Origin of the sequence: Streptococcus oralis subsp. tigurinus, from assembly GCF_002356415.1 — a bacterium.
Taxonomy (GTDB): domain Bacteria; phylum Bacillota; class Bacilli; order Lactobacillales; family Streptococcaceae; genus Streptococcus; species Streptococcus oralis_F.
In genome coordinates, this window is sequence record NZ_AP018338.1 from 969,542 (window position 1) to 995,452 (window position 25,911).

The window sequence follows — 25,911 nt, forward strand, 5'->3', positions numbered from 1 at the left end:
TCCTCTTACTTGTCTTTCTTAGTTGAAATCAGTGTTTTGACTGGTTCAAAACTGGTTCGGTGAATTGGGGTGACACCTAGTTTTTCCAGTCCTTCTAGATGTTTAGCTGTTCCATAGCCTGCATTAGCCGTGAAATCATAGCCAGGATATTGCTGATCGTATTCCTTCATCAATTTATCCCGTGTCACCTTGGCCACTATAGATGCTGCTGCAATAGAGAGGGAATTAGCATCCCCTTTGATAATGGAAGTTTGTGAAATTGGTAATTCCAACTTCATGGCATCTATCAAAAGGTGCTCTGGTTGAGGACTGAGCTGGGAGATTGCTTCCTTCATGGCCAGTTTGGTAGCCTCATAGATATTAACTTGGTCAATGACTTGATTATCCATGATTCCAATGCCGATTGCCAATGCTTGATCTTGAACAGCATGATAAATTTCCAGATGTTTCTTTTTAGGGATTTTTTTGCTATCGTTGAGGCCTCTAATCTTACAATTTTTTAGCAGGATAACGGCTGCAGCGACTACAGGTCCAGCAAGAGGACCGCGACCGACCTCGTCAACACCTGCAATTAAGGTCACTCCTTGCTTATAAAGTTCTTTTTCATAGGAAAGCATGGATTCCAAACGAAGGTTTTCATCCAGTTCTGCCTGAATAGCTTTTTTACGCTTGCTGATTTCCTTTTGAACTCCAGAACGAGGATCTTTTTCGAATTCCAGAAAAAGAGGATTGTCTAATTCTTTAACAGTGGCAAGAAGTCCTTTGATTTCTTTAATCGTCGTCATCGATGTCGTCCAATGTATCTAAGGTATAGTTACCAAGTTTGCCATCGCGTACTTCCTTGACGAAGAGGCTGTAAAAGCGGTCGTAGTCGTCTCGGAAGCCAAGGGCACGTGTCATATCCATGATGATAACAGGAGCTTCTTCTTCAATTTTTATTTGTTTGAAGCGTTCAGCTAGCTTTTCTGGATAGTGTTTTTTGAAATAATTGAGACCAAAAATGGTCACCTCATCCATAGGAAGCAACTGGTCTTTAATTGCCCCTGTTAGGGCTAGTTTCAAAGCGACGGTTTCGTCTTCGAACTTAGGCCAAAGAATCCCTGGTGTGTCTAGGATTTCAAGGTCTTTATTGGTTTTGAGCCATTGTTGCCCCTTGGTAACACCTGGTTTGTTGCCGACAACTGCGATTTTCTTACCAGCCAAGCGGTTCATGAGAGTTGATTTACCAGCGTTTGGAATCCCGATAATCATGGTCCGCAAGGTTTCGATTTTGATACCGCGCTCTTTCTGGCGTGCAATCTTATCAGCCATGAGCTTTTTAGCAGCATCCGTCACAACTTTTACAGTTACTTGTTCTTTGGAGTTGATAGCCAAAGTCTGGATTCCCCGTGATTCAAAATATTGACGCCATTCTTTGGTCATTGCGGGGTCAGCAAGGTCTGCCTTGTTCAAAATTAAGAGTTTTGGTTTATCACCCACAATCTTGTTTAACATAGGATTTTGACTAGATAGAGGTAAGCGAGCATCCACCAAAATCGTCACAAAATCAACAAATTTTAAATTCTCCTGAACTTGTCGCCGAGCCTTAGACATGTGGCCCGGAAACCATTGAATTGTAGCCATAAATTTCCCTTTCCGACTGAAAAACGTAGTAAAAACGTTTTCTTTCCTACCATCTATTCTATCATAAATTAGGAACTTTTGCACAGGCTTGGACCACAATAAATGACAAATAGTAATCGTGTGAAACATCCTTGATACCAGTAAGGATTGACTTGACTTTTTTTGATGATAGGTATATACTTAGTGTATACATTTTTCTGGAGGTAGAGCAATGAATACAGTAAAGACTCGGAAGGTAGGGAATTCTCTCACTGTGACCATTCCTAAAAATTTGGGTATGACAGAAGGTCAAGAAATGGTTGTCTATAAAGGGATTGACGGAGTCATTGTCTTAGCTCCAAAACTGAAAGATCCTTTTGATGGGATTACTAATTTGAGAATGACAAATGATTTTGAAGGGGTAAGGTCACTTGATAGCGAAATCTGAGTATATTCCTGAAAAGCAGGATATCATTTGGCTGGACTTTGATCCATCAGTCGGTCGAGAAATCCAGAAACGGCGACCTGCTTTGGTAGTTTCTAGGAGAGAATATGCCTTGCAAACTGGTTTTGTAGCTGTCTGCCCTATCACTCATGGCCAACAACGTTTGGCAGAAAAAGGCTTGCTCGTTCCTGTCTCGTCGGACAAGGTAGATGGCGCTGTCAATCCATTTCAATTGTATACCTTTGATTTTCGGATGCGTAATGCTCGAAAAATAACAAGAATGGACACACAATGTTTTCAGAAAGTCGTCCAACTTTACCAGTACATCTTTGGAGATACATAAATCCTACCATGCATAGACAAGGTAGGATTTTTTCTATATGAGTAACCTATTTAAGAACGGGTGAAGGCAATTAAAGAGAATTTCTCTAATCCAGCTTTCTTGTGCAGATGATAGATGTTCTACCTGAAGGCATTCTTTTAGAAAATCGCGGACTTGTTCTGGTGCAATTTCAAACTCAAAGGCTTTCATCTTGTAGAAAAAGTCGATGAGATACTCAGATAAGTAATCATCTGAAAAGGGTACTTCTCCACTTTTTCGATATTCTAATAAGAGCCTAGCAAATCTAGATTTTTCTTCAGGAAGCGCACGAAAATAAGAATTGAGAAACCAGGTCTGCTTCTGCTTTCTTTCAATTGGATCCTGACTGGCAATGCGTTGGGCTTTTTCCAGCTCTTTTTGGTTTTGCTTTGCCTTGATGGCCCGCTCTTCTCTATTTTTACCAAAAAGAATTTTTTCCCATTTTCGTTCTTCTGGTGTGAGAGTTTCTGTAAAGCCAAAGTAATCTTGATAGGCGCGTTCAGCGGGTCCCATGGCTAGAATGAGATTGTCAGCGTATTGCTTGGCGATTTTGTCTCTTTTCTTACGTTCTTTCTCTGCCTGAATCCGTAAATGCTGCTCGTAGTCTATTTTCTCCTTACCTAGCTTGATAAGGTATAGGTGGTCATCAGACTTACCAAGTAAAAAAGGTTTGATACACTTTTCAAGGACTTCTTCCAGACGAGCCTTCTTTTTTGGCTCTGCCTTGGTCCAACTTCCTCCTTGAAAGACTTCTAGGAAAAGCTGGTAATCTTTCTCAGGTGCAAATTGATTGCCACGATTGGCTTTGAAAACACCTTTCTCCCAAAACCATTTTAAAAGTCGTTCGTCAAAGTCGCTTTTATTAACCTTGATTTTTTCCTTTTTCTGAGCCTTTCTGGTTAGGTTTTCAACTTTTCTGAGTAGTCTTTCTTCCTCTTCCAGTTGCTGATCGAGGCTAATACGATGAAAATGGCGAACACAGTCGCTTCCTATAGGGAAGAGACGTTGGCCTGTAACTCCGTTAAAGAGTTCGTAGGCGTATTTTATGGCGTTCCCACAGACGCAATTGCTACGGCCAATGCCATTAAAAATCAAGGAAACTTCATTCCATTCCTTGGTAGCTTGATCCCAAGTATCGGCTTTTGAAGCCTGTAAAACCGCATCGTGCAGGGATTTTCTAACTGGAAGAGTCATGAGGTTTCCTTTCTAGGTTATACTTTTACAACTTGAACCTCGTCTTTACCGAGTAAAATCAAGTATTTCTCAATATTTTCAATCAAATAAGCTCGTGATAAGGCCTCACCATATAGGGCTAACTGGCCACGATAGCGGTCTATGAGTTGACTTGGTTGATCATAACGGTCAGTCTTGTAGTCAAAAAGAACGATGCGATCCTCATAAAGCAGATAGCCATCCAAGATCCCACGGACAACGAAGTCTTCCTGACTCTTTTGTTCTCGTTTGAGCATAGAAAAAGGTTGCTCGCGGTAAAGATGGCTAGTATTAGCGAGAATTTCCTGACCAAGTGCTGTGTCAAAGAAAGCTAAGATTTTAGAAAGATTGATCCTATCTCTAACAACTGGACTAGTCTGAACTTGTTTAAGTGTTTCTGTTAGGCTAGCAAGGGTTGGTTGCTGACTAAGGTCAATTCTCTGCATGAGTTCGTGAGTGGCACTACCAATCTCAGCTCCAGTTACCTTTTCTTTAGTTGAAAAATCTGGTAAATCAAAGCTGATTTGCTTCTCCGGTGATTGAGTTTGGTTAGTAATTTCTACCCCTTCCATATCCATAACGGGTTCGTAGAATTTCTTGATTTGGCTTGGAGTTTGAACACTTGGTAGTTCAATGGCTGCGCGGTGCAGCGTATTATAGACTTCTACTTCTTTTAGCATTTCAAGAGCTTCTTTGATAGTTTCTGACTGGCGATTGTCTGCTTGAGAGCTATCTTGTAGAGGGCTCTTATTTTCCAATTCTCCGATAGCTTCTCTAGTCAACTGGTCTTCACCAATAAAACGATAGCTAAAGTTGAGATTGTCCTTGGCAAATACTTTGCTGATAGCCCAGATCCAATCTTGGAAATTTCTTGCTTGCAGTCTGGTATTGCTATCTAATTTTCCGTTATTTGCTGCCGGGTATTCCTTGGCTTCTAGCTTTTCACGAGAACCCTTACCGACAAGATAGAGCTTTTTCTCAGCCCTCGTCATGGCAACATACAGCAAACGTATCTGCTCTGAATAGCTAGCCAATTGCAGTTCTTTCTCATTCTGCGTATAAGTTAGGCTAGGAATGGAGAGTTTGATGGTTTTAGGATAGTGTGCTTCCACTGCTCCTGTTTCCACTTTGGCAATGTATTTGACACCAAGTCCATTCTGACGACTGAGAATAACATCTGACATTGAGTCTTGCTTATTGAAGTCCTGATCCATGTTGAGGATAAAGACATAAGGAAACTCCAGACCTTTGCTCTTGTGAATAGTCATGAGTTCCACAGCATCCTTTGGCGGGGCGACAGCTACGCTTGCAAGATCATGCTGGGCTTCTAGGACTTGGTCAATCATACGTATAAAACGCGACAAGCCTTTGAAATTACTCTTTTCAAACTGGTCAGCTCGCAGAGCTAGGGCGTAGAGATTGGCCTGTCTGGCAGGACCATTTGCTAAAGCCCCAACATAGTCATGGTAAAAACGGTCGTTGTAAATCTTCCAAATCAAGTCATAGAGAGAGTGGGTTTTGGCATACAAGCGCCAAGAATCCAAGATATCAATGAACTGATTTAATTTTTCAGCTAGAGCTGTATGAATTAAATCTTTCTTGCTAGCTACTTGTTTTTGAGCATTGATCAGTTTCTCAAAAAGATTCTCTTGGACTTTATCTTCTGCTTTCTGAAGGGACAAGCGTGCCAACTCGTCCTCATCAAAGCTAAACATAGGAGACTTCATCAGGGCAACCAAGGCATAGTCTTGCAGGGGATTGTGAATGACACGCAGGGTGTCTAGCATGACTTGTACTTCTAGGGATTGGAGATAATTGTTTTGCTCACCGTCGGTTTTAACTGGAATTCCGTACTCAGACAGGGCAAGTAGAATCTGGTCATTACGACTCCGACTGGAAGTCAAAAGGGCAATTTCTTTGAAGGCAACACCTTTTTCTTGATGGAGCTTCAGGATTTCCTTGATGACCAGGCGCATTTCACCTGTTAGTTTCGTTTCTGCTTGGCTCTCTTCTTCCTCTTGCTCACTATCGTCCTTGTCGTATAAGAGAAATTCTGCCTTGTTGTCTGGATTAGGAGTCAGTTTGGTATTGGCAAAAACAAGCTGGTGCATGCTATCATAGTTGATTTCGCCGACCTCTTGGTCCATAAGGCGTCCAAAAACATCATTGGTTGCAGACAGCACTTCTGAACTGCTACGGAAATTTTCCTTTAGGAGAATTAACTTGCCCTCTTTAGGATTTTGCGCATAGCGTTGGAATTTCTCATTGAAAATCTGCGGGTCTGCCTGACGGAAACGGTAGATAGATTGCTTGATATCTCCCACCATAAAACGATTGTGGCCATTCGACAGCAATTCCAGCATTCGTTCTTGAATATGGTTGGTATCCTGATACTCATCGACCATGACTTCGTGGAATCGTTCCTGATAAGCCTCGCGGACTTGTGGGAAATTTTCTAAAATTTCAATGGTATAATGGCTGATATCAGCGAATTCAAAGGCGTTTTCCTGGCGTTTACGTTCACGATAAGCCTCCACAAAATCACTCATAAAGTTTTGGAAGGTTTTAGCTAGATCCCAGGTATCTTCATGATATCGCTCTTGATAGTCGAGAATGGTTATCTGGTCTGACAGTTGTCCTAGTTTAGCAAACTGGATCTTTCTCTCATCGTTATAGGCATCAGCCAGTGGTTTCAAATCGGCCTTACGACTAGAATTAGCCAGAGCTCGACCATTTTTCTCTTTCGAGATGGCAACAACACGCGCAAGCACTGCTTGATAAGCCTGACTATCGGACTCTTGATTTAAGGAGCTAATTTCATCCAGAACCAGCTGCACATTTTCTAAATAGGTAGCTTTTGGAAACTCCTTGGCATCATTATCCAGATGACAACGGAAAAAGCTTTCCAAATCCCAGAGCGCCTGTTTGATTTGCTCGATTTGTTTGTCTTTCTCATTTGCAAAGTCAGCTTCTTCAAACCCTTTGAGGAAAGAGTTACTCAACCATTTTTGTGGACTGCTGGTGGATTGAAGAAAGTCATAGATTTTGTAGACTTGCTGGCGCAGACCTCGTTCATCCTTGCCTCTCCCAGCAAAATTCTTCACCAAACGACTAAATTTCTCTTTATTTTCGTCTTGGTAATGCTCTTCAAACACCTGATGAAAAACTTCGTTTTTTAAGATTAACTGTTCACTTTCATTTTGTAGAATACGGAAATTTGGTGCAGTATCAATCAGATAGCCATGTTTGCCAAGGAACTTTTGTGTGAAGGAGTCCATGGTTCCGATGGCTGCGTTTGGCAGATCTGCCAACTGACGTCCCAAGTGTTGTTTGAGATCAACATCATCTGTTTCTTGGATTTGTTGGCTGATTTTTTTCTCCAAACGTTCTTTTAGTTCAGTGGCAGCCTTGACGGTAAAGGTCGAGATAAAGAGTTGAGAAATTTCGACACCACGGGCTAATTGGTCCAGAATGCGCTCTGCCATAACAAAGGTTTTCCCTGAACCAGCAGACGCTGAAACTAGGATATTTTGCCCTGCGGTATAAATGGCTTCGATTTGCTCGGCTGTTTTCTTCTGTTCCTTGCTCGAATTCGCTTCTGCTTCTTGCAGTTTTTGAATTTCTTCCTCAGTTAAAAAGGAAATGGGGTTCATCGATTCAACTCCTCTCTCATTTTCTCAAACCAAGCTTGCTTAAGTTTTTCTCCTACCAGACGCTTGCCATCAGATAAGTCCAATTTCTCAAGGAAACGGGCTTGTCCCAAGTGGTAATTGGCTTCAAAACCTGTGATAGCTTGATGCTGCTGAACGTACGGGGCAATGCTTCTGCCATTTTCGGTATAGGGATTGATAGCGAACTGGCCCTTTAAAATTTTCTCAGCTGCCTTCTTGTACAGATGGGCATTGTAGTCTAGTAAGAGCTGGAACTCCTCATCTGTCAGCTGATTGGCCTTGTTTTTGTTATAAAATTCGCCCAAGTGACTGCTTTCTTTTTCTAAAAAGAGTCCTTGGTATTTCATTGATTTGCTGGCTTCTACTACTGCTCCTGCCAGACTTTTAACAGCTAATAAAGATTGGACAGGCTCAGCCATTTCCAAGTACATGGCACCGAAAAAGTTCTGCTCCCCTTCTCTTTTTAGGGCAGCAAGATAGGTGGGCAGCTGGGAATTAAGGCCATTAAAGAAATTCGGAAACTGGAACTGAGTTAAACTAGACTTGTAGTCCACTACTCCTAGTGCTCCATCAGCTTTCAGGCGGTCAATGCGGTCAACCTTGCCTCGCACATGGACACTCCGACCATTATCCAATTGAATAAAGGCCTGATCTTTACCACCAAATGTTGCCTCCTCTTGGATGGTTTCGATAGCTGGATTATGACGAAGGATGTGGCCCGTAGTTCGCGCGACATCAAGAAGAACTTCCTTGGTAAACTGGGCTTCCAGACTTTCCTGATAAATAGCCTCAAATTCACGTTCTTGGCTGGTTTCTTGAATAGCTTGTTCCAGACGTTGATCAAAGGAATCTTCATCAGGCAGTTTCAAGGCACGTTCAAAAATACGATGCAAGAAATTCCCGTGACTTCGAGCATCAGGACGCAGGCGCAATTCCTCCTGCAAGCCTAAGACATAACGGAGGAAATAACTATATTCATTGCGGTAAAACTCCGTCAAACCAGAGGTAGACAAGTAAAACTCCTTGTCAACTGGATAGAGTGCCTGCAAGGTATCTTTTTCTAATGGCTTGCTACTTGGATTAGTTGGGATAGCTGGATTTGTAAGACCTTTTTGGTCAAGTTTTTTCCCCATGACACGCGCAAGAACCTTTACAAAGGTCACATCTTGCTCATTTTCATTAGAACCTGCCTGCTGATGATAGGCAACTAGACTAGACAATAGACTGTGATAAGAACCCATATCATCCTTAGACAGACTTTTTTGATGAATCTTCTTCTCTATCCGGCTAAATCCAAAACTCACCAGTTCCTGAAGATAGGCCGATTCCTTGCTCTCATTTTCATTAAGAAGACTTGGTGCTGACAACACCAACTGCTTACGAGCGGCGTTGACTAAAGAAAGCATGGTATAGCGATTTTTCTTGAGATTTTCGCTACTTGCAATCAGTAATTGTGCTCCCTCTTCAGTTGCTTGGTTTAGGCTTTGTCTTTCTTCGTCTGTTAACAGGCTGGTGTTTTGCGCAATTTTTGGTAAATGATCCTGAGTCAGCCCAATGGCGTAGACAAAGTCAGCGGTCAGAGGCGCAATCAGATCGTAACTCTGCACCAGAACTGTGTCCACTGTCGCTGGAATGGTGCGATACTGGGACAAACTCATTCCAGAATGGAGCAAGGCTAGGAAGTCCTCCAGACTAACTTGTGAACAAGCAAAAACCGTCGCAAATTGTTCTAAAACATGGCAGAAAGCCTTCCAAACTTCGGCTTGTCTTTCCTGTTCTAGAGTTTCCATAGTGGTTGTCAATTCTTGCATCTGCTTGCTTAAAGCAGCATTTTTTAGAAAAGTATTCCACTTTTGCAAGAGATTTTCAGTCTTTTGCTTCCGACTGGCAAATAAGGTTTCAAGTGGCTCCAAAACTCGCAGACGAAGGGCATTCAAGTGTTCCAAATCAAATTTTCCGAGGTGGGATTTGGTAAAGGTCTGCTGAAAAGCTGACAAGCCATTGATGCCAAGATAGCGGAGATATTGTTCAAAAGCATCAATATCAGCCTGACTGAGGTCAGTATACAGACCAGTTCTGAGGAGATTAATCAAATCCTCCTGACGGAAACGGTAACGTTTTAAACGTAAAATAGACTCCACGTACTGGGTCAAGGGATGATGAGCCATGGATTCACTTCTACCAAGATAGAATGGTATCTGGTACTGGTCAAAAATGGTTTTCAACGATAACTGGTAAGAAGCCACATCACCCAGCAAAATACGGAAATTCTTGTAACTCAGTTCTGGATGGTCATGTAATTTCTGACGAATAGCGCGAGCCACCAACTCCAACTCTTCCTTTTGTGTCAAACAAGACCAGATTTGCAGATTTTCACGGTCCTTCTCATCAACATCCAAAGTGAGTTCTGAAAAGTCGTAAGAAGACTCCAGCAAACGAGAGGCCTTGTCAAAACTATCCATATTCTCATGAGTCTGAGAACGGTCTTGAGCAGGCGTTTGGTATTTAGCAGCTAAATGATGGAGAAATTCTACACTGGCTTGGTAGAGATTGCCTTCAGCGAACGGACTGGTATAGGCCTTCTTACTTGCATAAGCACCAATGACAATCTCAACACCTTTACGATGGAGCAGATCCACCACATGCTCTTCCTCGGCGGAAAAACGAGTAAAACCGTCGATAACCAAAGCCAGCTGACTAAAATCACTACTTACCTTATCATTCTCAATAGCCTCAATCAAATGGGATAACTGACTTCCCTGAGCCAACTGGCTTTGATTGAGATAGGCAGTCACTTTTTCAAAAATCAAGAGTAAATCTTCTCTCTTGTCCTCATCGGTCAAACTTTCCAAGTCCAAAAAGCTCATCTGAGCAGTCGTCATCTCGTGATAAAGTTCAATCAACTGCTGGATAAATTGAGGGTCTTGTTTAATAGCACCATAAACTCGTAACTCTTTGGGATCAAGTTCAGCAAGGCATTTATAAAAGGCCATCCCAAGGCCGATGTCATCAAGACTGGTCTTTGTAGGCAAGTCATTTAAAACCAGGTAACGAGCCATTTGGGCAAAGCGCGTGACGGTAATAGCAAAAGAAGCCTGCTGGGACAAGCATTCCAGCACGGCGCGTTCCTTTTCAAAAGAAAGAGAGTTGGGAGCAATGTAGAAAACTCGCTTACCAGCAGCAACCAGCTCTTCCGCCTCTCTGGTTAGGATTTCAGTCAAAGAAGTCCGAATATCAGTATAAAGTAATTTCATCTCTGCCTCGTTGGAATTTTTCATTACCTTTTATTATACCATTTTTTGACTGCTAATCCTATAAATAGAGAGTTCTTAAAACTTCTGAATCATAACCACCCGTCTAACGGGTGGTTTGCACCAGGGCTATAAGCCCAAATCACCAGCCAGCGCCTAAAGACGCTGGCTTTCACGTTGTTCAAGCCTCATTGCTCTTGACTCGTCACTTGCCTCTTAAAGAGACCTTGGTACTACTTACCACTATCCCTAAAGGGATCCTCATATTCTTTTACACTTAATTTATCTAGTGCTATATCATGCTTTTCCTGTTCTTGAATATATTTCTTAATTGTGGCTTCATTAAGCCCTACTGTACTTACATAATAACCTTCTGCCCAGAAATGCCGATTCCCAAACTTGTACTTGAGGTTGGCGTGTTTGTCAAACATCATGAGTGCACTTTTACCTTTTAAATACCCCATGAAACTTGAAACACTTATCCTCGGTGGAATACTGACTAACATATGTACATGGTCTGGCATTAAGTGACCTTCGATAATCTCAACACCTTTATAACTACATAATCGATGGAATATTTCTCCCAAACTGCTTCGATATTGATTATAAATTACTTTTCGTCTATACTTAGGGGTGAACACAATGTGATATTTACACATCCACTTTGTGTGTGATAAACTATGTGCCTTTTGTGCCATATTTTTCTCCTTTCGCTTTACAATTGGCTTGAACACCTTTATTGTATCGCGTTTGGAGTTTTTTGGTATAACCTTCGATGCGCACCCGCATAGCGGGTGGTTTATTTGTCTCGCACCTTGCGGAGCGAGACGGACTAGTAGTCACATAAGAAAAAATGCCGGAAAGTTCCGGCATTGAATGATAAGCACTAACTTGCTGAAAATAGATTTATCCATAAGTACCAAAATGCTGTAATGTTAACCATGAAATGGAGCAAAATGGGATAATAGAGAGAGTGAGTTTTTCGGTAGAGTAATGCTAAAATCGCTCCTCCACTTGCATAGGTGAAAAAGGCGAGTGGTGTTAAACCTGAACTGACATGCACATAGCCAAAGGCGCAGGCCGATAGTAAAACATCTCCATACCAAGGTGAATCTTTCAAAAAAGTATTCATAAGAACTCCCCGATAAACCATTTCTTCTGCAATTGGTCCTAGTAGACAAGTAAGAATCAAAAAATATAGTAACTCTTGTCGACCTGTCATCTCAATCAATTCATTTAAAGCGATTTGATTGGACGTTGCTGGGGTTAAAAAAGAAAACACAGAATCTGAAAGATAATTGACTCCATAAGCAAGAAGCAAATAAACTGGATATCTCCATTTCCATTTCAACTCCAGCATTTTTTTACCTTCGAACACTAGTAAATAAAGTACTGTTAGAAGAGTTACGCTGAGCTCTAAAAAAGCAAGAAGTAAGAAATATTCTCGACTAGCAGGTACAAATCTAGCTGCAAAGTGATTAAAAATCCACCGAAACCAAGTTGATTTGTAAAAAATTAAGGATAATGCTAGTAAAATTTGAATAATTCGTTTTTTCATACTATGCCTCAGCTTTCTCCCCTTGTTTCTTCATATTACTAATAAATTTTACTTAAAATCTCGCAGCACTTCCTTTGCAAAGATGATTGCCTCCGCCAATATATCCTAAATCATAAGTGCCACTGGGACAAAATCCATGAACTGGCATAGTCAATACCGACGCCATTTGCCAACCGTAATAACCATTAGCCTCTTTACCATATCGATTTGCTCCACCTTGTATCATCTCTAATTCTTCATTTGTTAGATTTATATTTTTTTTCATTAAAACCATGATGTATTCCTCCACTATTGTTCAGATTAGTTGAGTAATCTGCTACTCATACCGACTTATAAAAAACTATTTTAAGTTAGTTTTTTTAATATTTGTCTAGTTGCAACTTTGACAACTTTAGTATAGCATATCTTTACAAAATATCCTCTTCAAATCTTGAATTGTCATCCAAACATCCTAAATTGACATAGTAATCCTTATTTCCCTCAAAATATGCTATAATAAAAGCAAAACACCTAGAAAAGGAAGTCTTATGATTAAACTACTAGCCTTGGATATGGACGGAACCCTCCTCAATGAAGCCAAGGAAATCCCGCAAGCCCACATCACTGCCATTCACCAAGCCATTGAAAATGGTGTCAAACTGGTTCTCTGTACAGGTCGCCCGCTTTTCGGTGTCCTCCCCTACTATAAACAACTAGGACTTGACCTACAGAACGAGTACGTCATTGTCAATAATGGTTGCTCAACCCATCAGACCAGTGACTGGAGTCTAGTTGACTGGCAAGAACTCAGTCCATCTGACATTGAATACCTCTATGACTTAGCAGAAAAAAGCGACGTCCAGTTGACTCTTTTTGATGAGAAGCATTATTTTGTCCTCGGTGGCAAGCCTAATCAAATCGTTCAAAATGATGCCAAGCTAGTCTTTTCAGACCTGACTGAAATCTCCCTTGAGGAAGCCACTAGTGGCAAATATCGGATGTTCCAAGGTATGTTTTTAGGAACAAAAGAACAAACAGACGATTTTGAGCAGCGGTTCGCTGAGGAACTCTGCCAACAATTTAGCGGAGTTCGTTCGCAGCCTGTCATTTATGAAGCCATGCCACTTGGAACAACAAAGGCTACTGCTCTTTCTCGACTAGCAGCGATTTTGAAGATCGATCCCTCAGAGATTATGGCCATGGGCGATGCCAATAACGATATCGAAATGCTTCAGTTTGCAGGACTGGGCATTGCTATGGGAAATGCCAGTGACCATGTCAAATCCCTTGCTAATGACGTTACAGCCAGCAATGAAGAAGAAGGCGTTGCGCGTGCGATTGAGAAGTATATTTTATAAAAAGAAAAGCAAATAGACAGTTAATACTGCTATTTGCTTTTTTGCTACTTAACCAAATAAGCAATCAAAGTTATGATCCATAAATGAGCTGGGTAGAAAATATAAAAGAAATACTTATTCCATATAGTTTGTTCGCCACGTTCCCCATTATACAAGGCCATAAAAGGAAAGACGGTGACAAAGAGCCAGTCAGAATTGAAAAGCATCATTTCCAGTGTTTGGTGCCAAGTGTCGTAAATTTGGATGGAAGTCACTAACAAGAAGGCCCACAGAAAGGCATAGAGGAGATTTCGCAATCCCTTGCGATTCCGACAAGAGTAACTAATCAAGAGAAAAGGAAGCATAGTGATACCACCTTCAGTAAAAAGACAACCGAAAATCAAGAGACCTGCAACTCCAATCCGACGCCACAACTTCTCCTTTTTATCCAACTCTTTTCTAGGAAAGCCAATCCAAAGCATGGTGACACCGATTGCCAAAGTCAAGAAAATGTTATTATTAACCATTACTCCCTTGGAGGCAAACAGAGCATTAAGTACGCTATTTCCTGCGAACATGATAAGAGCCCAACTCCAGAGACGGATGAGATAGTCTTTCAGATTTCGAGTATGTATGAATCCTTCCATAGCCATATAGGCAAACCAAACTCCCACACAACGGGTCAAGGCGTGAAAGATACCTTCCCACAGAGGAGAAACGATTCCTGTGATATGGGGGATATGGTCTAAAACCATTATAGCCGCCATCAGGTACTTCAACTGCGTTGCATTCCATTTTTTCATAATAAACCTCTTTCATTTTGATCTACATAGAGTATAGCATACATTTCCACACATAATCGTACACTCATCTTACATTTAAAAAGCCTATCTTACATTTTTGTAAGACAGACTTTTAGCAACTAATTTTTATAAAAGAATATCATTTGATTTTATGCTTATTCATTTTTTCTTGGAAAATATCTGTAATGATTTGGCGCAATTCTTCTCGTTCCTTCTCAGGAATCTCACCATTTCTTTTCGCAATAGCATAAAGTTCTGGATGTTCGATTGAAATGCGTTTAATCATACGTGTCGTAGCATGTTTTAAAAGAAGAAAAGCACAAAACGAACAAGTTCTCTTCTGAATGACAGAAAAAGAGCCTGCTCGTTTTTTGTTGAGTCTAAGTAGACTTTAATTCTATATTAATAATCACTATTCAATCACTATCTCAGAGAGAATGAGAGAGCCATTCATTAATCATACTAGCGATTTCTTTGGGGGCTTCAGTATAAAGCTCATGGCTAACGTTTTCTAGAAAAATAGTATCAAAATAGTCTAGTAATTCTTTTAGGGCTTCCTCTCTCCATGTAGCTTCATTAGAATTGCAAGGACTAATAAACAAGGTATCTCCCACTTCTATCTTAAACGCTTGTATCTTCCTCCATAGGCGGAGTATCGCTTCTATATTTTCATAATTTATAGCTAACTCATATCTATTATACTCAAAATTCCAGTGATAGGACTGTCTTACGGCTTTCTCCATATTTTCTGACCAATGCTTTGCTTCAGATTTTTCTTTAGAAATAAGAACATCTAAGTCCGAAATAATTTGAGATTTGATATAGTTTTTAGTTTCCTCTAATTCCACATCTAAAGTTAAAATCTTATCTAAATCTAGATAGCCACCATCCAAAAGAATTAGTTTCTTCACTTCTTCAAATTCCGATGCAAGATAACGAGCTAAATCTCCTCCAAGAGAATGACCTATCAGACAGATAGATTCTCCCTCTACAATCTCATTTTTGAACCATGATTTCAATTCTGTTTCATCTCGAAGATGCGTTTCATATGGATTGAGAAAATAGACCTGCGAATCTAGTTCTAGAAGAAAATCCTTGCTATGATAGACATTGCTTCCCAAACCGCCAATAAAATATATTTTCATTCTCTAATTCTCTACTTAATACTATGCTTATTCATCTTTTGTTCAAAGATAGTCGTGATAATTTGACGTAATTCTTCTCGTTCCTTCTCAGGAATCTCACCATTTCTTTTAGCAATAGCATAAAGTTCTGGATGTTCGATAGAAATTCGCTTTATTGTCCGAGTTGTTGCATGTTTTCGCACGAAAAAGGGAATGCGTTTGATCCATTCCTGAGGCACTAGGGCAAGAATTTTAGCTGCGGTTTCCTTATCACTAATCTCAGATGTTGTCAATCCTTGCTTAATCATCTCTTGTTCTTTCTCAGTAAAATCTTTTAATTCCATGATTCTTCTCCTAGTTAGTAAATGACTCTATGATAGATTATATACTAATCCTGACCAAAGTACAAATAGAATAATATCAAAAAAACTTAGTAGATCTTTATTTCACTAATCATCACGCGCTATCTCTCCAACTAGCTCAAAGTCTATCATTTGGTAGTTTTCATCCAAGCGAATTAAGGAAAAATATTCATTCCAAAATAGGTGGTCGCTACGACTTTTCCACTGAACTCCATACCATAGTTGGGTCGAGTCTAGAGGTTGGGCAGGAGGGACAGTCCATAATTTATCACCAAAAGTAGTTCGCATATTCCCTTCCTCAAACCTAGCTAGTAAATCCACACCATCCAGCTTGTAAGAAATCGCTTTTGTTTTTGCTGCTGAAATACGGTCTTCATCCAGCTTAAACTGGATAATTTTACAGTCCTCTAAGACAGTTTCTTTTATTTCATCCCCGTATAAGGCAATACTTCCAAGGATTAAACCATCTTTGCCAAGAAGATAGGGAGCATACGACACAGCATTGCTATCTCGATGAAAACCTTTTTCGATAAAAATACTCTTATCAGCCTGATATTTTTTGATTTTCCCTGAAGAAAGAGCCTCATCATAATCGTTACTAAAGCTGTCATTATCCCTGATGTAGATGTCAAAACCTTCTTTTAGAAGATCACTCACACTTGTTTGTGTTAGCGTGATTGGCTTATCATCTATCTTTAGTTCAGGCGCTTTGGGAGGTGAACCGATCTGTCCGTATGCAATCATAACAAATATGGCCACCATAAAAGAAACCACAAGCGCAATCATAGCTTTGCCCGTGCGTTTTCTGGCATTAAAAAGTGCCATAATCGGTGGTAGGATGACAATTCTAGCCAAGATAGCATTACCAGTTCCACCCCTACTCATTATTTGGACTACAAAAACACCAGCAATCGCAATTATCGACAAATAAACCAAAAGCTCGCCAAGCCCCATCTTGTCTGTACGAGTTTGTTCATTTACCGGCTCATCTAAGACGGATTTCCCATTCACTACCAGCCTTTTGAGGAAGAAATACATGCCAAGTCCAATCCCCAAAAATGCCAATGCAAGAAAAGCCAGCGAACTGATTACAACTATTCTACCCATTTCAATTTTCTCCTTAGTTGATACATTCAACCTTTAATTTCTTTTTCAAGGTTCTATTCGCAATCAGTAGCACAAGCAAAAGAAAGGGCGCCCCATTAAGAACAAATATGGGGAAAGCTTTGATAGCAATCCATAATATCGTCCCTTTTTTCTCAATCCAACTACTCCCCCAATCACCATTGATCAATGGAAATAGTGATTCTATATAGCCTTGATACCATAGAAAAAATGGATTTTGGGAGCAATTCGCATTCAACCAGATAATTATCAAGCAAAACAGAATCAAGTAGACCATACCAACAAATACACTAATTCGTCTGGTGGTTTTTGTTGCCTGCTGACAGATTCTTTCTTTAATCTCTTGATTGATCCCTTCCAGACCACTATTCTTGCAAGCCTCCTTTTCAAACCGATAGAGTAAATACCGATTCAAATTGTAGAATGACCGTCGCCCTATCCTCTTTTCGCATGGTAAACTGAACGAAAAAATCCTCGCCCTTTAAATACGAATACTCACTTGGATGGCCATAGGAATTTCTAGGTCCTTTTGAGAAGCATTTTTCGCTTACATGGTCTTCGATGAGTGCCAGATAGCGTTGATGATATTCGTCCATCAGGTCCTTCCACTTGGGATGAATCTGATGTGAGGGTATCTTGAGTACAATCGTTTCAGCATCCAGTTCCTTGTTGCATTCATAGATTTCTTCTTCCAACAAGGTTAATTTCTGTAATAATTCCAATAAAGGGGGTAAGAGTTTCTCTACCATTTTTTTGTATTTTTCTGGGGTATTTTTTAGCGTCAGTTCCATTTCTTCTAACCTCGATATTCATGTGTCAGTTCTGCCAATTCTCTATCAGACAACGTCCCATCAGTATAGAGTTTTGTCAGTAACTGATCATCAAAATCAAAAGAATAATATTCTGTCACAAATTCTTGAAATCGTTCGAACGTATCAAAGATGTAGGCCAATAACCAGGCCCCGTCATTATGATTCTCAATATTATTTTGATGAACGGCACCATCATACCAGATACAAAATGTCGTTTCTTTCCTTTCCTTTGAAGTTAAAAGATTCAGCCATTTATCGTCAATACCTTCATAAATTCTGTCGATAAGGTCCTGTTTCCATTGGTCAGCAGCAAACTGATTGAGACTGCTTTCATGATCAAATCCCTTTATCAAGATGACATCTTTTGTAAAAATCACATCCAAAGAATCCCCAGAACCGTTATCAATACTGTATCGGATAGTAAAGTCCGTTTCTTTCTTTCGTATCAATCTCAAATAATCTTTTGATGAATCCGTTACATAATCATCCAAAACAAACAAGGTCTCTAAGCTTTTCTGTATATTGTCCCAGTCTAAGTGCTTCATAGCTCACCTTTTTACCTATCATTTCCATTACTGGCTAAAATCACATGATTTATAGCGGGAAGAAACAAATCCTGAAATCGAAAACTGAGGGATATTCCATTCATTTGCTAGGTAAATGCTGCATTCAATTTCATCTCCCTTAGAAGTTCTTGCAATAAATTCATATCTTCCTAACTCTTCATTGTTTCTGTTTCTTTCAATCTTTTCGAAATAGCTTTCTTTAAAAAACTTCTGAAATGCTTCCCAGATCAGCTCTGCCTCATTAAGGGATAATTCGACTTTTAGACCATATTTCAATCCTACCTTACAACGCATCTTTCGACCAGCTTCATCGGCTTTGCAAGTTTTTATGCTTCCCTTATTATGTACCCAATCCGTACTGTCTAATTTATTGATTTTTCTGACCAACAAGTTTTTAAAATCGGTCATTTGTCCTAGAAAGTATTTGCTTGCAATTTCAAAAATCTCTAAATTCTCCAAAACACAATTCCTTTCTTATAACCTCGAAACCTTCTTGATTAGCTACTCTAATAACCTAATCTGCATCTACCCAGAGATGGTATTTCTTACAGTGGAGACATCTAAATAAATACCCACAAAGGGAACCATCCTTTACAAGATAATCTTCTACATCTGCAAACTCATCGCGCTCGTGGTATTCTGCTAATACTTCATCAGCAATATCCATTGCCTTCAACTCCTGTGTTCCAACCGTTCCCAAATAGGCACAGTAATCATCACAGCATGAGAGCCAATATTCTCCCTGCCAGCTTAGGTATCCTGGTGTTTGGTAGAAAAGCATATTGTTTTTCTCTTCATCTGGCTCTCCGATCCATTCTGCTTCTTGAACAAATTCTGCATCGAATTTTCTCGCTGCTTCCCCATTTGCGATGCACATCGGACAGAGATAGTCGACATCATCGATACAGTAAGGCCGCATAGCATAATAAACACTTGATTTTTTACCGCAACAAGGACAGATTTTCTCTTCTCCCTCCTCAAAAGCACCCGTAGCCAGCGGATCAGGATGGTAGAGAAACTGAGGTAAATCTTTTAAACATTCCCTTCTCTCAGCCTCCTCTGTCTCTGTTAATGGACGCGGTAAAGCGAAGTCGTTTCCACGCTTTTTGCTCAACTCTTGTAAAGTGGTGAATTTCTTCATTTGTTTTCGGTCTGTTTTATCAACCATAGTCGAGAAGACTTTAAAGGCACTCTCCATCATACCAAGTTTTTGATACACATCCACCAATACCTTCTTCGCCTCTATCTCCTCAATCTGAGAAAGTCTATCCACAAATTGATAGAGAGCTAAAACACTTGATCTGTCACCATCTTGAAGATTGAAATCCTCTTTTAAACGTATCCATTCTGTCAGATATTCTTTCATTTTATCACCTTATTTTATACTTTTAATTTCAGGCAAGTTAGTAAATTTCACAAATAACCTCTCTAGCGGCTTGAAACTGCTTGTCGAATTTCACTAGCAGGTAAAGTGGCCCAGCCAGAGAGTCACCTGCATCATATCCTAGAGCAAATTCGCCATAAGAACCGTTTTTATCAAAGATTAGCTCAGTTAATTCCAGTTCTGAAATAGCTTCATCAGGCCAGTTATCTTGAATAACCTTTTGAGCTTTTTTATCTATCTGCTCCAGATCCCTGTAGAGTCTAGACATCAAATCATCCGATAACAAGAGTAGATCCTGTTCACAATAGCCTGTAAAATGAATATCTACGGCTTTATTGCGACATTGCCCTAAAAAATAGATCCCCGAATCATGTTTTTCCCAGTTTATTCCTTTCCATAATGCCAACAAATCTTCTTTTTTCATTTTTTATCTCATACCATCCTCGATTAATATTGGATCTTGGAACCCTTTATATATAAAAATACTTCTCGTTTTTCCTTCTATTATACCACTTAAACGACAAAAGCCTGTAGTTTCAGTGTACTGCAGGCTTACTATGTAGAAAGAAACAATGATGACCACAACATTCATACATTTCAGGGGCTGATATTGATAATATGTTCCTTTGTAGTTTTAGAGCTGTATTGTTTCTCAATTTGAGAGCTGTTAATACTTATCGGTCAATAAACTTTCCAATGCTTCTATATGGTTATCCCTTAAAACTTACTTAGGAATCTAATAGCAGATTTTTGAGCTTTTTCTATTTTTTCAATCTCCACATTTTCCACTGCAGAAGATGATATCCATCTCTTGCCAAATAATAGTTGAGTTGCTTCTATCATCAAACCACAAGCATAAGGATCTTTTTCTTCAGTAATGGCTTGAATAAAACTGGCCTTTGCTTTTTTGGATATAATTTCTGCTTTTACTCTATGGAAGGATAGTTGCATAAGACTCGTCGCAGACCATGCACGACAAAGGGCGTCTTCATCATCAAGCATTTGTCTTGTTAAAAGTTCAATTTCTTTTGCTGATCCTATCCAACCTAAAGCTATGACCACCTTTTGACGAAGAATAGGATTCTTTATATCTAAAAGTACAGTAAAGATAGGAATCAGTTGGTCACAAAATGAGCTATAAAAATCTCGATGTTTTGATTTAGAAAGGATTTCCGCTATAAGATAGGCAATCAATACACTTTGTTTTTCATCTTTAACTTCATCCAACTGTTCAAATAAAAACTCTAAGCCATCTTTTCCATGTTTATTAAAGCTACCTTCTAAATGCAGATTTCTACCTTCATTCCAATCTTTGCAAATCAGTTCGTAATGATATGCGATTTCTTTGGAACTACCCAGATCAGCTACAAATTTGATTCTTTTGCCAGAAGGAAAGCCTTCTTTTTCCAAGTCAAGGTATGCTTTTTGTAAATCTTCTTTATCCATTTTTAACCTCAAGCTGTTTAATTCTTTGAGATACCTTTGCAAAGCTTTCTAAGAAATAGTAACCATGACATTACCATTGAGCTCTAAAATCTTCTGGTAAAACTCTTTCATCGCTTGGAAATAATCGCAAATTTCTTCTTTAATCTCTTCCTCTTCGTCATCATAATCCCAAATATCGGGGTAAAGGTCTGCCTTTTTACAAGCTTGCATACTAAAATGCGCCATGGCTTCTTCCATATCAAAGTTTTTCAAAGCCGAACAAATCTCTGATACTTTTGATTTTTCTGTATAGGCAATATATTCCGCAACATTTTCAAGTGGCGTCACACCCAAAACAGCCACGCTCAAAGGATCATTCCGACTAGGGTTTGAACTTCCAACCCCTGTAAGCACAAAATGAAGAACATCCCACATTTTATCTATATCAAGTAAAAGTTCTGCTTCCTCTTCTACTACCTCAAATTGATCATCTCCTTCACCATTAAAGGCCTTCAGTTGATGTAAGTACTGATCGTTTATATATTGAAAATTAGCAATCATTCCCATTTGTTTTTCCTCCAAAATTTCTATGTTGAATGATGTTATTTACGTTTTATAAAAGCTTATTATCACTAAAGTGTAATTCTTACTTGATGAATAGTATCTTCAGATGTTTTCCTTATAAAGTGTTATAATGTAGGTGTATCCAAAATGTGGATTATCGCCTAAAAAGGAGAATAGCGATGGGCTTTTTTATATTTGCTTTGACTTTTTATTTTATTTTTTGCCTGTTCTTAGTCTTTACGATTTATCTCTATTTTAAACTGGCAAGTGCCGTCAGCGCTGGCAAAGAAGTTCCTAAGTGGATGTATCAGTTCGGGCAAGGTTTTCAAGGACGCTACCATATTGAATATGAAGATATCACTAATAGGAACGCTCTCAAAGAAGCCAACCTATTTATTTTCTATTTTGTTCTAGCTAATATCTTCACTTTAGTGGCACTGTATGTTAAAATGGACAATTTTCCAGCAGCTCTTTATACTTGTTTAAAGGCTCAATTCGCCATTGTTGTAGGGAGCATGCTGTTTAGACAGTTTGTCAACTTGGTAATATTTATAGTAAGTCGTTCAAAGAAAGATCGTGGTCCCTATTCATCAACCAATGCTATCATCGGGGCTACCTTCTTGACCACCTTAATCTTTATGTTCTGTATCATGATAACTGGTGTCCCCGCTAAACCTATTCCAGTTCAAATCGACAAGACCAGTGTGGTGGTAGGTGAAACAAGAGCTTCAGAACTACTGAATCAGGGGTTCAGTTTTACTGGAAAAAATCCTGAGAGTGAGATTGTGAACAAACGCAATGACCATTTCTACTATGGAGAACTGCTTGAAATTGTCCGAGGTGGTCAATCTTACGGTCTGATGAGCATTACACCAAAGTGGAAAGATTCTGATAAACTCGAGAACTGCGTCGTCACATACTATGAAATCTCAGCAGACAATCCGCAACTATCCCAAGTTAAAATCAGCAACCAAGACCTCTCCAAACTCACAATCACTGATTTTAAAACGAGAAACTTAACAGATATCTTTTCACTAAAACCTGCTGATGCTAAAGAAGTGAAGCACGATACCTACTTCAGTCTGAGGCTGCAAACTGCCGACTATGTACTATGGAACAGCTATCAATTTGTGGCGAATTTCAATAGTGATCAGTCCCCAAATCGATACGGAGTAAGAGCTCAGAATACAATCTGGGAGTGAAAAATCAACTACTCCTGATAGGATAAGGTAACGCTATCTATCTCTTTGAAATAGACCCTCATCTTAAACAAAACTCTTATATTTTTATAGGGAACTCCGTCGCTCTCCTCTTCACTAGTGGAGGGCCTTTTTATTCCAAGCATGTCATATAAATCAGCGGTTAACTCTTTTCTTTTATCAAATTCGTAATAGACATCCCCAATATACATACTTGCCGGATCAGAGATGACAGCCTTTATCAACGTTCCATCTAAAAGAGAACATCCTTTATCGCTTAGGTTTTTCACCTGAATTTTAAATTTTGTATAATAAGATAGACTTCCAACATTATAGACTCTAGATAATATATAGCTTTCACTGACTTCTCCAGGTTGTAAGTAAATCTTTTTGAGTTCCCCTATTGTGGTGGATTCTAATTCAACATCCTTATTTAAACAATCATCAAGCGTATCACTCCCCAGTACAAAAGAAGTCGAGTTTACCACAAATACAAATCCATTAGGATTCTCAGGGTGTGTTCGTAGTTGGGGTTCCAATTCTTGACGAATTTTCTCAAAAGATGTTATGTTTAATTTCCCATTTTCTGCATTACAAACTTGTTGATAAATACTGGTATCAATTGTCCCATCAAGATTTCTCCTCGAGCTCTTTAATCGAATACCACTGATATCCATTCGTACCCCGAAGCAATCAGTTTCAGCTAAAATAGGATACTTCAGGCTAGTATAGTTGATAAAGTCCAACATCTTGTCATAGGATTCTTTTAGTTGATCTAAATTTTCAACCTCAGTAGAATAGACAAAATTTTCAGGATGGAGATAGGAAAGGACATCATCACCTAGATTATGATTTTCCTTATATTCCGCAAGGGCTCTTGTGCAAAATACTTCTTCAAAATCAGAATGAATAAAGGGGGAACCCATTGCGAGCCAATCATGGGACACACTACAAGTAAAAGAAATGTCAGGATAATCCTTCAGGGTCACAAACCAATAATAGGGATGACTAGGATCTTCTTTTATCACATAAGTACTCTCTCCATAGACTTTATTGAGATATCGAACTAGTCTTTCTTTGTCTTCTTTATGCGAGGTACAGGCATTTAGTAGAAGGGCGCCAACTATAATAATAAATAGACAGGAAATTTTTTTAAATAGTTTCATTTTTTTCCTCTTCCTTGCTATCTAATAAATATTCTCTACGATAAAGGTACTTTTATAAGTTGACTTCTTTCCTTCTGATTATTATCATTTCATTACTTTCCTTTATTATACTACATAAATACAAAAAAGACTGGAACGAATGGTTGCCTATCATTACAGTCTTTTACACCTTATTATCTATTTCTCCACAAAAACTACAAAGCCTTTTGGCGAGATGACAAGCTGATTATCCAATTCTTGGCAATGACTGGCTAGCGCTACAGAATCACGATTTACAAGATAGTTTTCAGTTGACTGGTTAAAAATAGCTTGGACTTTTTGTCCATCATAATCCCATTCTAGGGACACTACATCTGGCTTGATTTCTTTCAGGCTATAGGTTCCATGTTGGATAATGTCTGAAACATCCTTGCGAAGCTGAATCAATTTCTTCATGAACATAAGCATCTCATTACTGTCAGAAACACGCTCCCAAGGCATAACACGACGACAATCAGGATCTGGACCTCCGTCTAATTCTAACTCGGTTCCGTAATAGATACACGGTGTTCCCCTTTGTAAAAAGAGGCAAGCAAGGGCAGATTTAACAAGTTGGACATTTCCCTTGGCCGTAGCCAAAATGCGCTCCGTATCATGCGAATCCAGAAGATTGAACATCACTTCCGAAATCTGTTGTCTATAGTACATAGACTGGCTATTGATTTCATCGATAAATTGACTGGTCTTCTTGGCACCACGCAAGAAATAGTCCTTAATGCTATCAGATAATGGATAGTTCATGACCGCGTGAAATTCATCGCCATTTAGCCAAGGCTGAGACGTGTGCCAGACCTCTCCAAGAATATAAAGGTCAGGCTTTTTAGCCAGGACAGCCTTCCGGAACTCTCTCCAAAATTGGTGATCCACTTCATTGGCCACATCCAAGCGCCAAGCATCGATATCAAACTCTTCAATCCAGTAGGTCGCTACGCTCAACAAATAGTCCCTAACTTGAGGATTTGCCGTATTGAGCTTGGGCATATAGCTGGCAAAAGCAAAGGTATGATAAGGGAGCTTTCTTGGGTTCCCCAGCTTATCCTTTGTCACGGGGAATTCTTGAACATGGAACCAATCTTTGTAAACGGAATCTTCACCGTGTTTAAGGACATCCTGCCACTGTGGTGATTTGTCCCCGATATGGTTGAAAACAGCGTCCAGCATGATTTTCATACCTCTCCGATGGGCTTCCTTCACCAGTTGACGGAAGATTTCCTTGTCTCCAAAATGACGGTCAATTTCGAAATAATTCGTCGTATTGTACTTGTGATTGCTTGGAGATTCAAAGATAGGACAGAGATAAAGTCCTGTAATCCCTAAGTCTTGCAGGTAATCCAGATGGTCAATAATACCTTGTAAATCACCACCAAAGAAATCGCTCGTCTTTGGTTTGATAGAGGAATCCCAAGCTAGCGAACCTTCTGGAGAAATCTCAGGATTACCATTGGCAAAACGTTCTGGGAAAATCTGATACCATACCGTCTCAGCCACCCAGTCAGGAACATGGCAAGCATCAATTTCATGGATATACGGAATTTTAAAGCCATTTCCTTCGTAATGAAGGTTTTCTAGCGTATTTTCAACACAACCCTTATCGCCATATAAGATGCTCTGACCTTGCTTATCCTTGAGTTCAAAGAGATACTGAAGTCGTGCATAGCCGACCGTAACATCCACTTGCCAGTAATCAAACAAAGCATCGGAGGTAATTTTGGTCATCTCCTTGATTGCTTCATAACAGTCCTCTATAAAAATAAAAGGATCTCCATAATGCAAGTGGACGCTTTCAGTATCTCCCCTTTTCGTTCGAATGCGAATGTGCATTGTCTTGTCTTTGTAAAGATAGGCGTACTCCGACTCTGGTCTGTGGTAAATGGCTGTTAATTCCATTGAGCTATCTCCTAATTTACTTTGATTCATTTAAAACGC

Annotated in this window: 26 protein-coding genes; 4 read left to right on the plus strand and 22 right to left on the minus strand. The window is 39.6% G+C overall.

The annotated features are described in order from the left end of the window. Positions 1-5: 5 nt before the first annotated feature. Positions 6-785 (minus strand): ribonuclease HII, encoded by a 780-nt coding sequence (locus STO1_RS04895; RefSeq protein WP_084938619.1) that lies wholly within the window; start codon positions 783-785, stop codon positions 6-8. Next, entirely contained in the window at positions 772-1,623 is an 852-nt protein-coding gene (ylqF, locus tag STO1_RS04900) for a ribosome biogenesis GTPase YlqF (protein WP_084938618.1), read from the minus strand. The genes STO1_RS04895 and ylqF overlap by 14 nt, the downstream gene beginning before the upstream one ends. 211 nt (positions 1,624-1,834) lie before the next feature. On the opposite strand from ylqF, the gene mazE reads away from it, so the two are divergent. Next, positions 1,835-2,050: a type II toxin-antitoxin system PemI/MazE family antitoxin gene (gene mazE / locus STO1_RS04905; RefSeq protein ID WP_045617137.1), complete on the plus strand. Its 216-nt coding sequence runs from the start codon at positions 1,835-1,837 to the stop codon at positions 2,048-2,050. Continuing rightward, on the plus strand, positions 2,034-2,390 hold the full coding sequence (locus STO1_RS04910; protein WP_045617136.1) for a type II toxin-antitoxin system PemK/MazF family toxin: 357 nt from the start codon (positions 2,034-2,036) through the stop codon (positions 2,388-2,390). Before mazE ends, STO1_RS04910 begins: the two co-directional genes overlap by 17 nt. 33 nt (positions 2,391-2,423) lie before the next feature. On the opposite strand, the gene STO1_RS04915 is transcribed toward STO1_RS04910, so the two are convergent. From STO1_RS04915 to STO1_RS04940, 6 genes are all read right to left on the minus strand, one after another. Further along, positions 2,424-3,602: a hypothetical protein gene (locus STO1_RS04915; RefSeq protein ID WP_096422220.1), complete on the minus strand. Its 1,179-nt coding sequence runs from the start codon at positions 3,600-3,602 to the stop codon at positions 2,424-2,426. 17 nt (positions 3,603-3,619) lie between these two features. Then, positions 3,620-7,273 carry a helicase-exonuclease AddAB subunit AddA gene (gene addA / locus STO1_RS04920; RefSeq protein WP_096422222.1) on the minus strand — a complete coding sequence of 1,218 codons (3,654 nt, stop codon included), beginning with the start codon at positions 7,271-7,273 and terminating at the stop codon, positions 3,620-3,622. Further along, a complete protein-coding gene (gene rexB, locus STO1_RS04925) occupies positions 7,270-10,545 on the minus strand; it encodes an ATP-dependent nuclease subunit B (protein WP_096422992.1) in 3,276 nt (1,091 codons plus the stop codon). Before rexB ends, addA begins: the two co-directional genes overlap by 4 nt. A gap of 230 nt (positions 10,546-10,775) precedes the next feature. Then, a complete protein-coding gene (gene tnpA / locus STO1_RS04930) occupies positions 10,776-11,240 on the minus strand; it encodes an IS200/IS605 family transposase (RefSeq protein WP_000057440.1) in 465 nt (154 codons plus the stop codon). Between the two features lie 188 nt (positions 11,241-11,428). After that, the gene (locus tag STO1_RS04935; protein WP_007521929.1) at positions 11,429-12,100 is read right to left on the minus strand and encodes a CPBP family intramembrane glutamic endopeptidase; all 672 of its coding nucleotides are present in this window, start codon (positions 12,098-12,100) and stop codon (positions 11,429-11,431) included. Positions 12,101-12,152: 52 nt separating this feature from the next. Beyond that, positions 12,153-12,374 (minus strand): hypothetical protein, encoded by a 222-nt coding sequence (locus tag STO1_RS04940; RefSeq protein ID WP_007521927.1) that lies wholly within the window; start codon positions 12,372-12,374, stop codon positions 12,153-12,155. A 253-nt stretch (positions 12,375-12,627) separates the two neighbouring features. Between STO1_RS04940 and STO1_RS04945 the strand changes: the two genes are divergently transcribed. Beyond that, a complete protein-coding gene (locus STO1_RS04945) occupies positions 12,628-13,437 on the plus strand; it encodes a Cof-type HAD-IIB family hydrolase (RefSeq protein ID WP_007521925.1) in 810 nt (269 codons plus the stop codon). A gap of 44 nt (positions 13,438-13,481) precedes the next feature. Here the strand turns inward: STO1_RS04945 and STO1_RS04950 are convergent, their stop codons facing one another. The 12 genes from STO1_RS04950 to STO1_RS05010 form a co-directional block, all read right to left on the minus strand. Beyond that, a complete protein-coding gene (locus tag STO1_RS04950) occupies positions 13,482-14,219 on the minus strand; it encodes a TraX family protein (RefSeq protein ID WP_096422224.1) in 738 nt (245 codons plus the stop codon). Between the two features lie 139 nt (positions 14,220-14,358). After that, entirely contained in the window at positions 14,359-14,505 is a 147-nt protein-coding gene (locus STO1_RS04955; RefSeq protein ID WP_007521921.1) for a hypothetical protein, read from the minus strand. A gap of 142 nt (positions 14,506-14,647) precedes the next feature. Then, positions 14,648-15,364, minus strand: coding sequence for an alpha/beta hydrolase (locus tag STO1_RS04960; protein ID WP_096422226.1), 717 nt, complete (start codon positions 15,362-15,364; stop codon positions 14,648-14,650). A gap of 11 nt (positions 15,365-15,375) precedes the next feature. Further along, entirely contained in the window at positions 15,376-15,687 is a 312-nt protein-coding gene (locus STO1_RS04965; RefSeq protein ID WP_007521917.1) for a hypothetical protein, read from the minus strand. Between the two features lie 105 nt (positions 15,688-15,792). After that, the gene (locus tag STO1_RS04970; protein ID WP_096422228.1) at positions 15,793-16,812 is read right to left on the minus strand and encodes a hypothetical protein; all 1,020 of its coding nucleotides are present in this window, start codon (positions 16,810-16,812) and stop codon (positions 15,793-15,795) included. 404 nt (positions 16,813-17,216) lie between these two features. Beyond that, a complete protein-coding gene (locus STO1_RS04980) occupies positions 17,217-17,621 on the minus strand; it encodes a hypothetical protein (RefSeq protein WP_231869995.1) in 405 nt (134 codons plus the stop codon). Positions 17,622-17,626: 5 nt separating this feature from the next. After that, entirely contained in the window at positions 17,627-18,187 is a 561-nt protein-coding gene (locus STO1_RS04985; RefSeq protein ID WP_096422232.1) for a hypothetical protein, read from the minus strand. Positions 18,188-18,214: 27 nt separating this feature from the next. Further along, positions 18,215-18,667, minus strand: a complete 453-nt coding sequence (locus STO1_RS04990) for a hypothetical protein (protein WP_061588170.1) — start codon at positions 18,665-18,667, stop codon at positions 18,215-18,217. A 55-nt stretch (positions 18,668-18,722) separates the two neighbouring features. Further along, on the minus strand, positions 18,723-19,574 hold the full coding sequence (locus STO1_RS04995) for a CbrC family protein (RefSeq protein ID WP_096422234.1): 852 nt from the start codon (positions 19,572-19,574) through the stop codon (positions 18,723-18,725). 37 nt (positions 19,575-19,611) lie between these two features. After that, complete coding sequence (locus STO1_RS05000) at positions 19,612-20,016, minus strand: hypothetical protein (protein WP_007521909.1); 405 nt, start codon at positions 20,014-20,016, stop codon at positions 19,612-19,614. 293 nt (positions 20,017-20,309) lie between these two features. Next, positions 20,310-21,038 (minus strand): HEAT repeat domain-containing protein, encoded by a 729-nt coding sequence (locus tag STO1_RS05005; protein WP_096422235.1) that lies wholly within the window; start codon positions 21,036-21,038, stop codon positions 20,310-20,312. Between the two features lie 48 nt (positions 21,039-21,086). Next, on the minus strand, positions 21,087-21,584 hold the full coding sequence (locus STO1_RS05010; protein WP_096422237.1) for a YfbM family protein: 498 nt from the start codon (positions 21,582-21,584) through the stop codon (positions 21,087-21,089). Positions 21,585-21,760: 176 nt separating this feature from the next. Between STO1_RS05010 and STO1_RS05015 the strand changes: the two genes are divergently transcribed. Next, positions 21,761-22,783 carry a hypothetical protein gene (locus STO1_RS05015; protein WP_096422239.1) on the plus strand — a complete coding sequence of 341 codons (1,023 nt, stop codon included), beginning with the start codon at positions 21,761-21,763 and terminating at the stop codon, positions 22,781-22,783. An 8-nt stretch (positions 22,784-22,791) separates the two neighbouring features. Here the strand turns inward: STO1_RS05015 and STO1_RS05020 are convergent, their stop codons facing one another. Together STO1_RS05020 and STO1_RS05025 are read right to left on the minus strand one after the other, a co-directional pair. Further along, a complete protein-coding gene (locus tag STO1_RS05020; RefSeq protein WP_007521904.1) occupies positions 22,792-23,946 on the minus strand; it encodes a hypothetical protein in 1,155 nt (384 codons plus the stop codon). 177 nt (positions 23,947-24,123) lie between these two features. After that, a complete protein-coding gene (locus STO1_RS05025; protein WP_096422241.1) occupies positions 24,124-25,872 on the minus strand; it encodes a glycoside hydrolase family 13 protein in 1,749 nt (582 codons plus the stop codon). Positions 25,873-25,911 lie beyond the last annotated feature (39 nt).

Coding starts and splice junctions, on each gene's coding strand:
- STO1_RS04895 (WP_084938619.1), bottom strand. CDS start 785: ATGACGACGATTAAAGAAATCAAAGGACTTCTTGCCACTGTTAAAGAA.
- ylqF (WP_084938618.1), bottom strand. CDS start 1,623: ATGGCTACAATTCAATGGTTTCCGGGCCACATGTCTAAGGCTCGGCGA.
- mazE (WP_045617137.1), top strand. CDS start 1,835: ATGAATACAGTAAAGACTCGGAAGGTAGGGAATTCTCTCACTGTGACC.
- STO1_RS04915 (WP_096422220.1), bottom strand. CDS start 3,602: ATGACTCTTCCAGTTAGAAAATCCCTGCACGATGCGGTTTTACAGGCT.
- addA (WP_096422222.1), bottom strand. CDS start 7,273: ATGAACCCCATTTCCTTTTTAACTGAGGAAGAAATTCAAAAACTGCAA.
- rexB (WP_096422992.1), bottom strand. CDS start 10,545: ATGAAATTACTTTATACTGATATTCGGACTTCTTTGACTGAAATCCTA.
- tnpA (WP_000057440.1), bottom strand. CDS start 11,240: ATGGCACAAAAGGCACATAGTTTATCACACACAAAGTGGATGTGTAAA.
- STO1_RS04935 (WP_007521929.1), bottom strand. CDS start 12,100: ATGAAAAAACGAATTATTCAAATTTTACTAGCATTATCCTTAATTTTT.
- STO1_RS04940 (WP_007521927.1), bottom strand. CDS start 12,374: ATGGTTTTAATGAAAAAAAATATAAATCTAACAAATGAAGAATTAGAG.
- STO1_RS04945 (WP_007521925.1), top strand. CDS start 12,628: ATGATTAAACTACTAGCCTTGGATATGGACGGAACCCTCCTCAATGAA.
- STO1_RS04950 (WP_096422224.1), bottom strand. CDS start 14,219: ATGAAAAAATGGAATGCAACGCAGTTGAAGTACCTGATGGCGGCTATA.
- STO1_RS04955 (WP_007521921.1), bottom strand. CDS start 14,505: ATGATTAAACGCATTTCAATCGAACATCCAGAACTTTATGCTATTGCG.
- STO1_RS04960 (WP_096422226.1), bottom strand. CDS start 15,364: ATGAAAATATATTTTATTGGCGGTTTGGGAAGCAATGTCTATCATAGC.
- STO1_RS04965 (WP_007521917.1), bottom strand. CDS start 15,687: ATGGAATTAAAAGATTTTACTGAGAAAGAACAAGAGATGATTAAGCAA.
- STO1_RS04970 (WP_096422228.1), bottom strand. CDS start 16,812: ATGGGTAGAATAGTTGTAATCAGTTCGCTGGCTTTTCTTGCATTGGCA.
- STO1_RS04980 (WP_231869995.1), bottom strand. CDS start 17,621: ATGGAACTGACGCTAAAAAATACCCCAGAAAAATACAAAAAAATGGTA.
- STO1_RS04985 (WP_096422232.1), bottom strand. CDS start 18,187: ATGAAGCACTTAGACTGGGACAATATACAGAAAAGCTTAGAGACCTTG.
- STO1_RS04995 (WP_096422234.1), bottom strand. CDS start 19,574: ATGAAAGAATATCTGACAGAATGGATACGTTTAAAAGAGGATTTCAAT.
- STO1_RS05000 (WP_007521909.1), bottom strand. CDS start 20,016: ATGAAAAAAGAAGATTTGTTGGCATTATGGAAAGGAATAAACTGGGAA.
- STO1_RS05005 (WP_096422235.1), bottom strand. CDS start 21,038: ATGGATAAAGAAGATTTACAAAAAGCATACCTTGACTTGGAAAAAGAA.
- STO1_RS05010 (WP_096422237.1), bottom strand. CDS start 21,584: ATGGGAATGATTGCTAATTTTCAATATATAAACGATCAGTACTTACAT.
- STO1_RS05015 (WP_096422239.1), top strand. CDS start 21,761: ATGGGCTTTTTTATATTTGCTTTGACTTTTTATTTTATTTTTTGCCTG.
- STO1_RS05020 (WP_007521904.1), bottom strand. CDS start 23,946: ATGAAACTATTTAAAAAAATTTCCTGTCTATTTATTATTATAGTTGGC.
- STO1_RS05025 (WP_096422241.1), bottom strand. CDS start 25,872: ATGGAATTAACAGCCATTTACCACAGACCAGAGTCGGAGTACGCCTAT.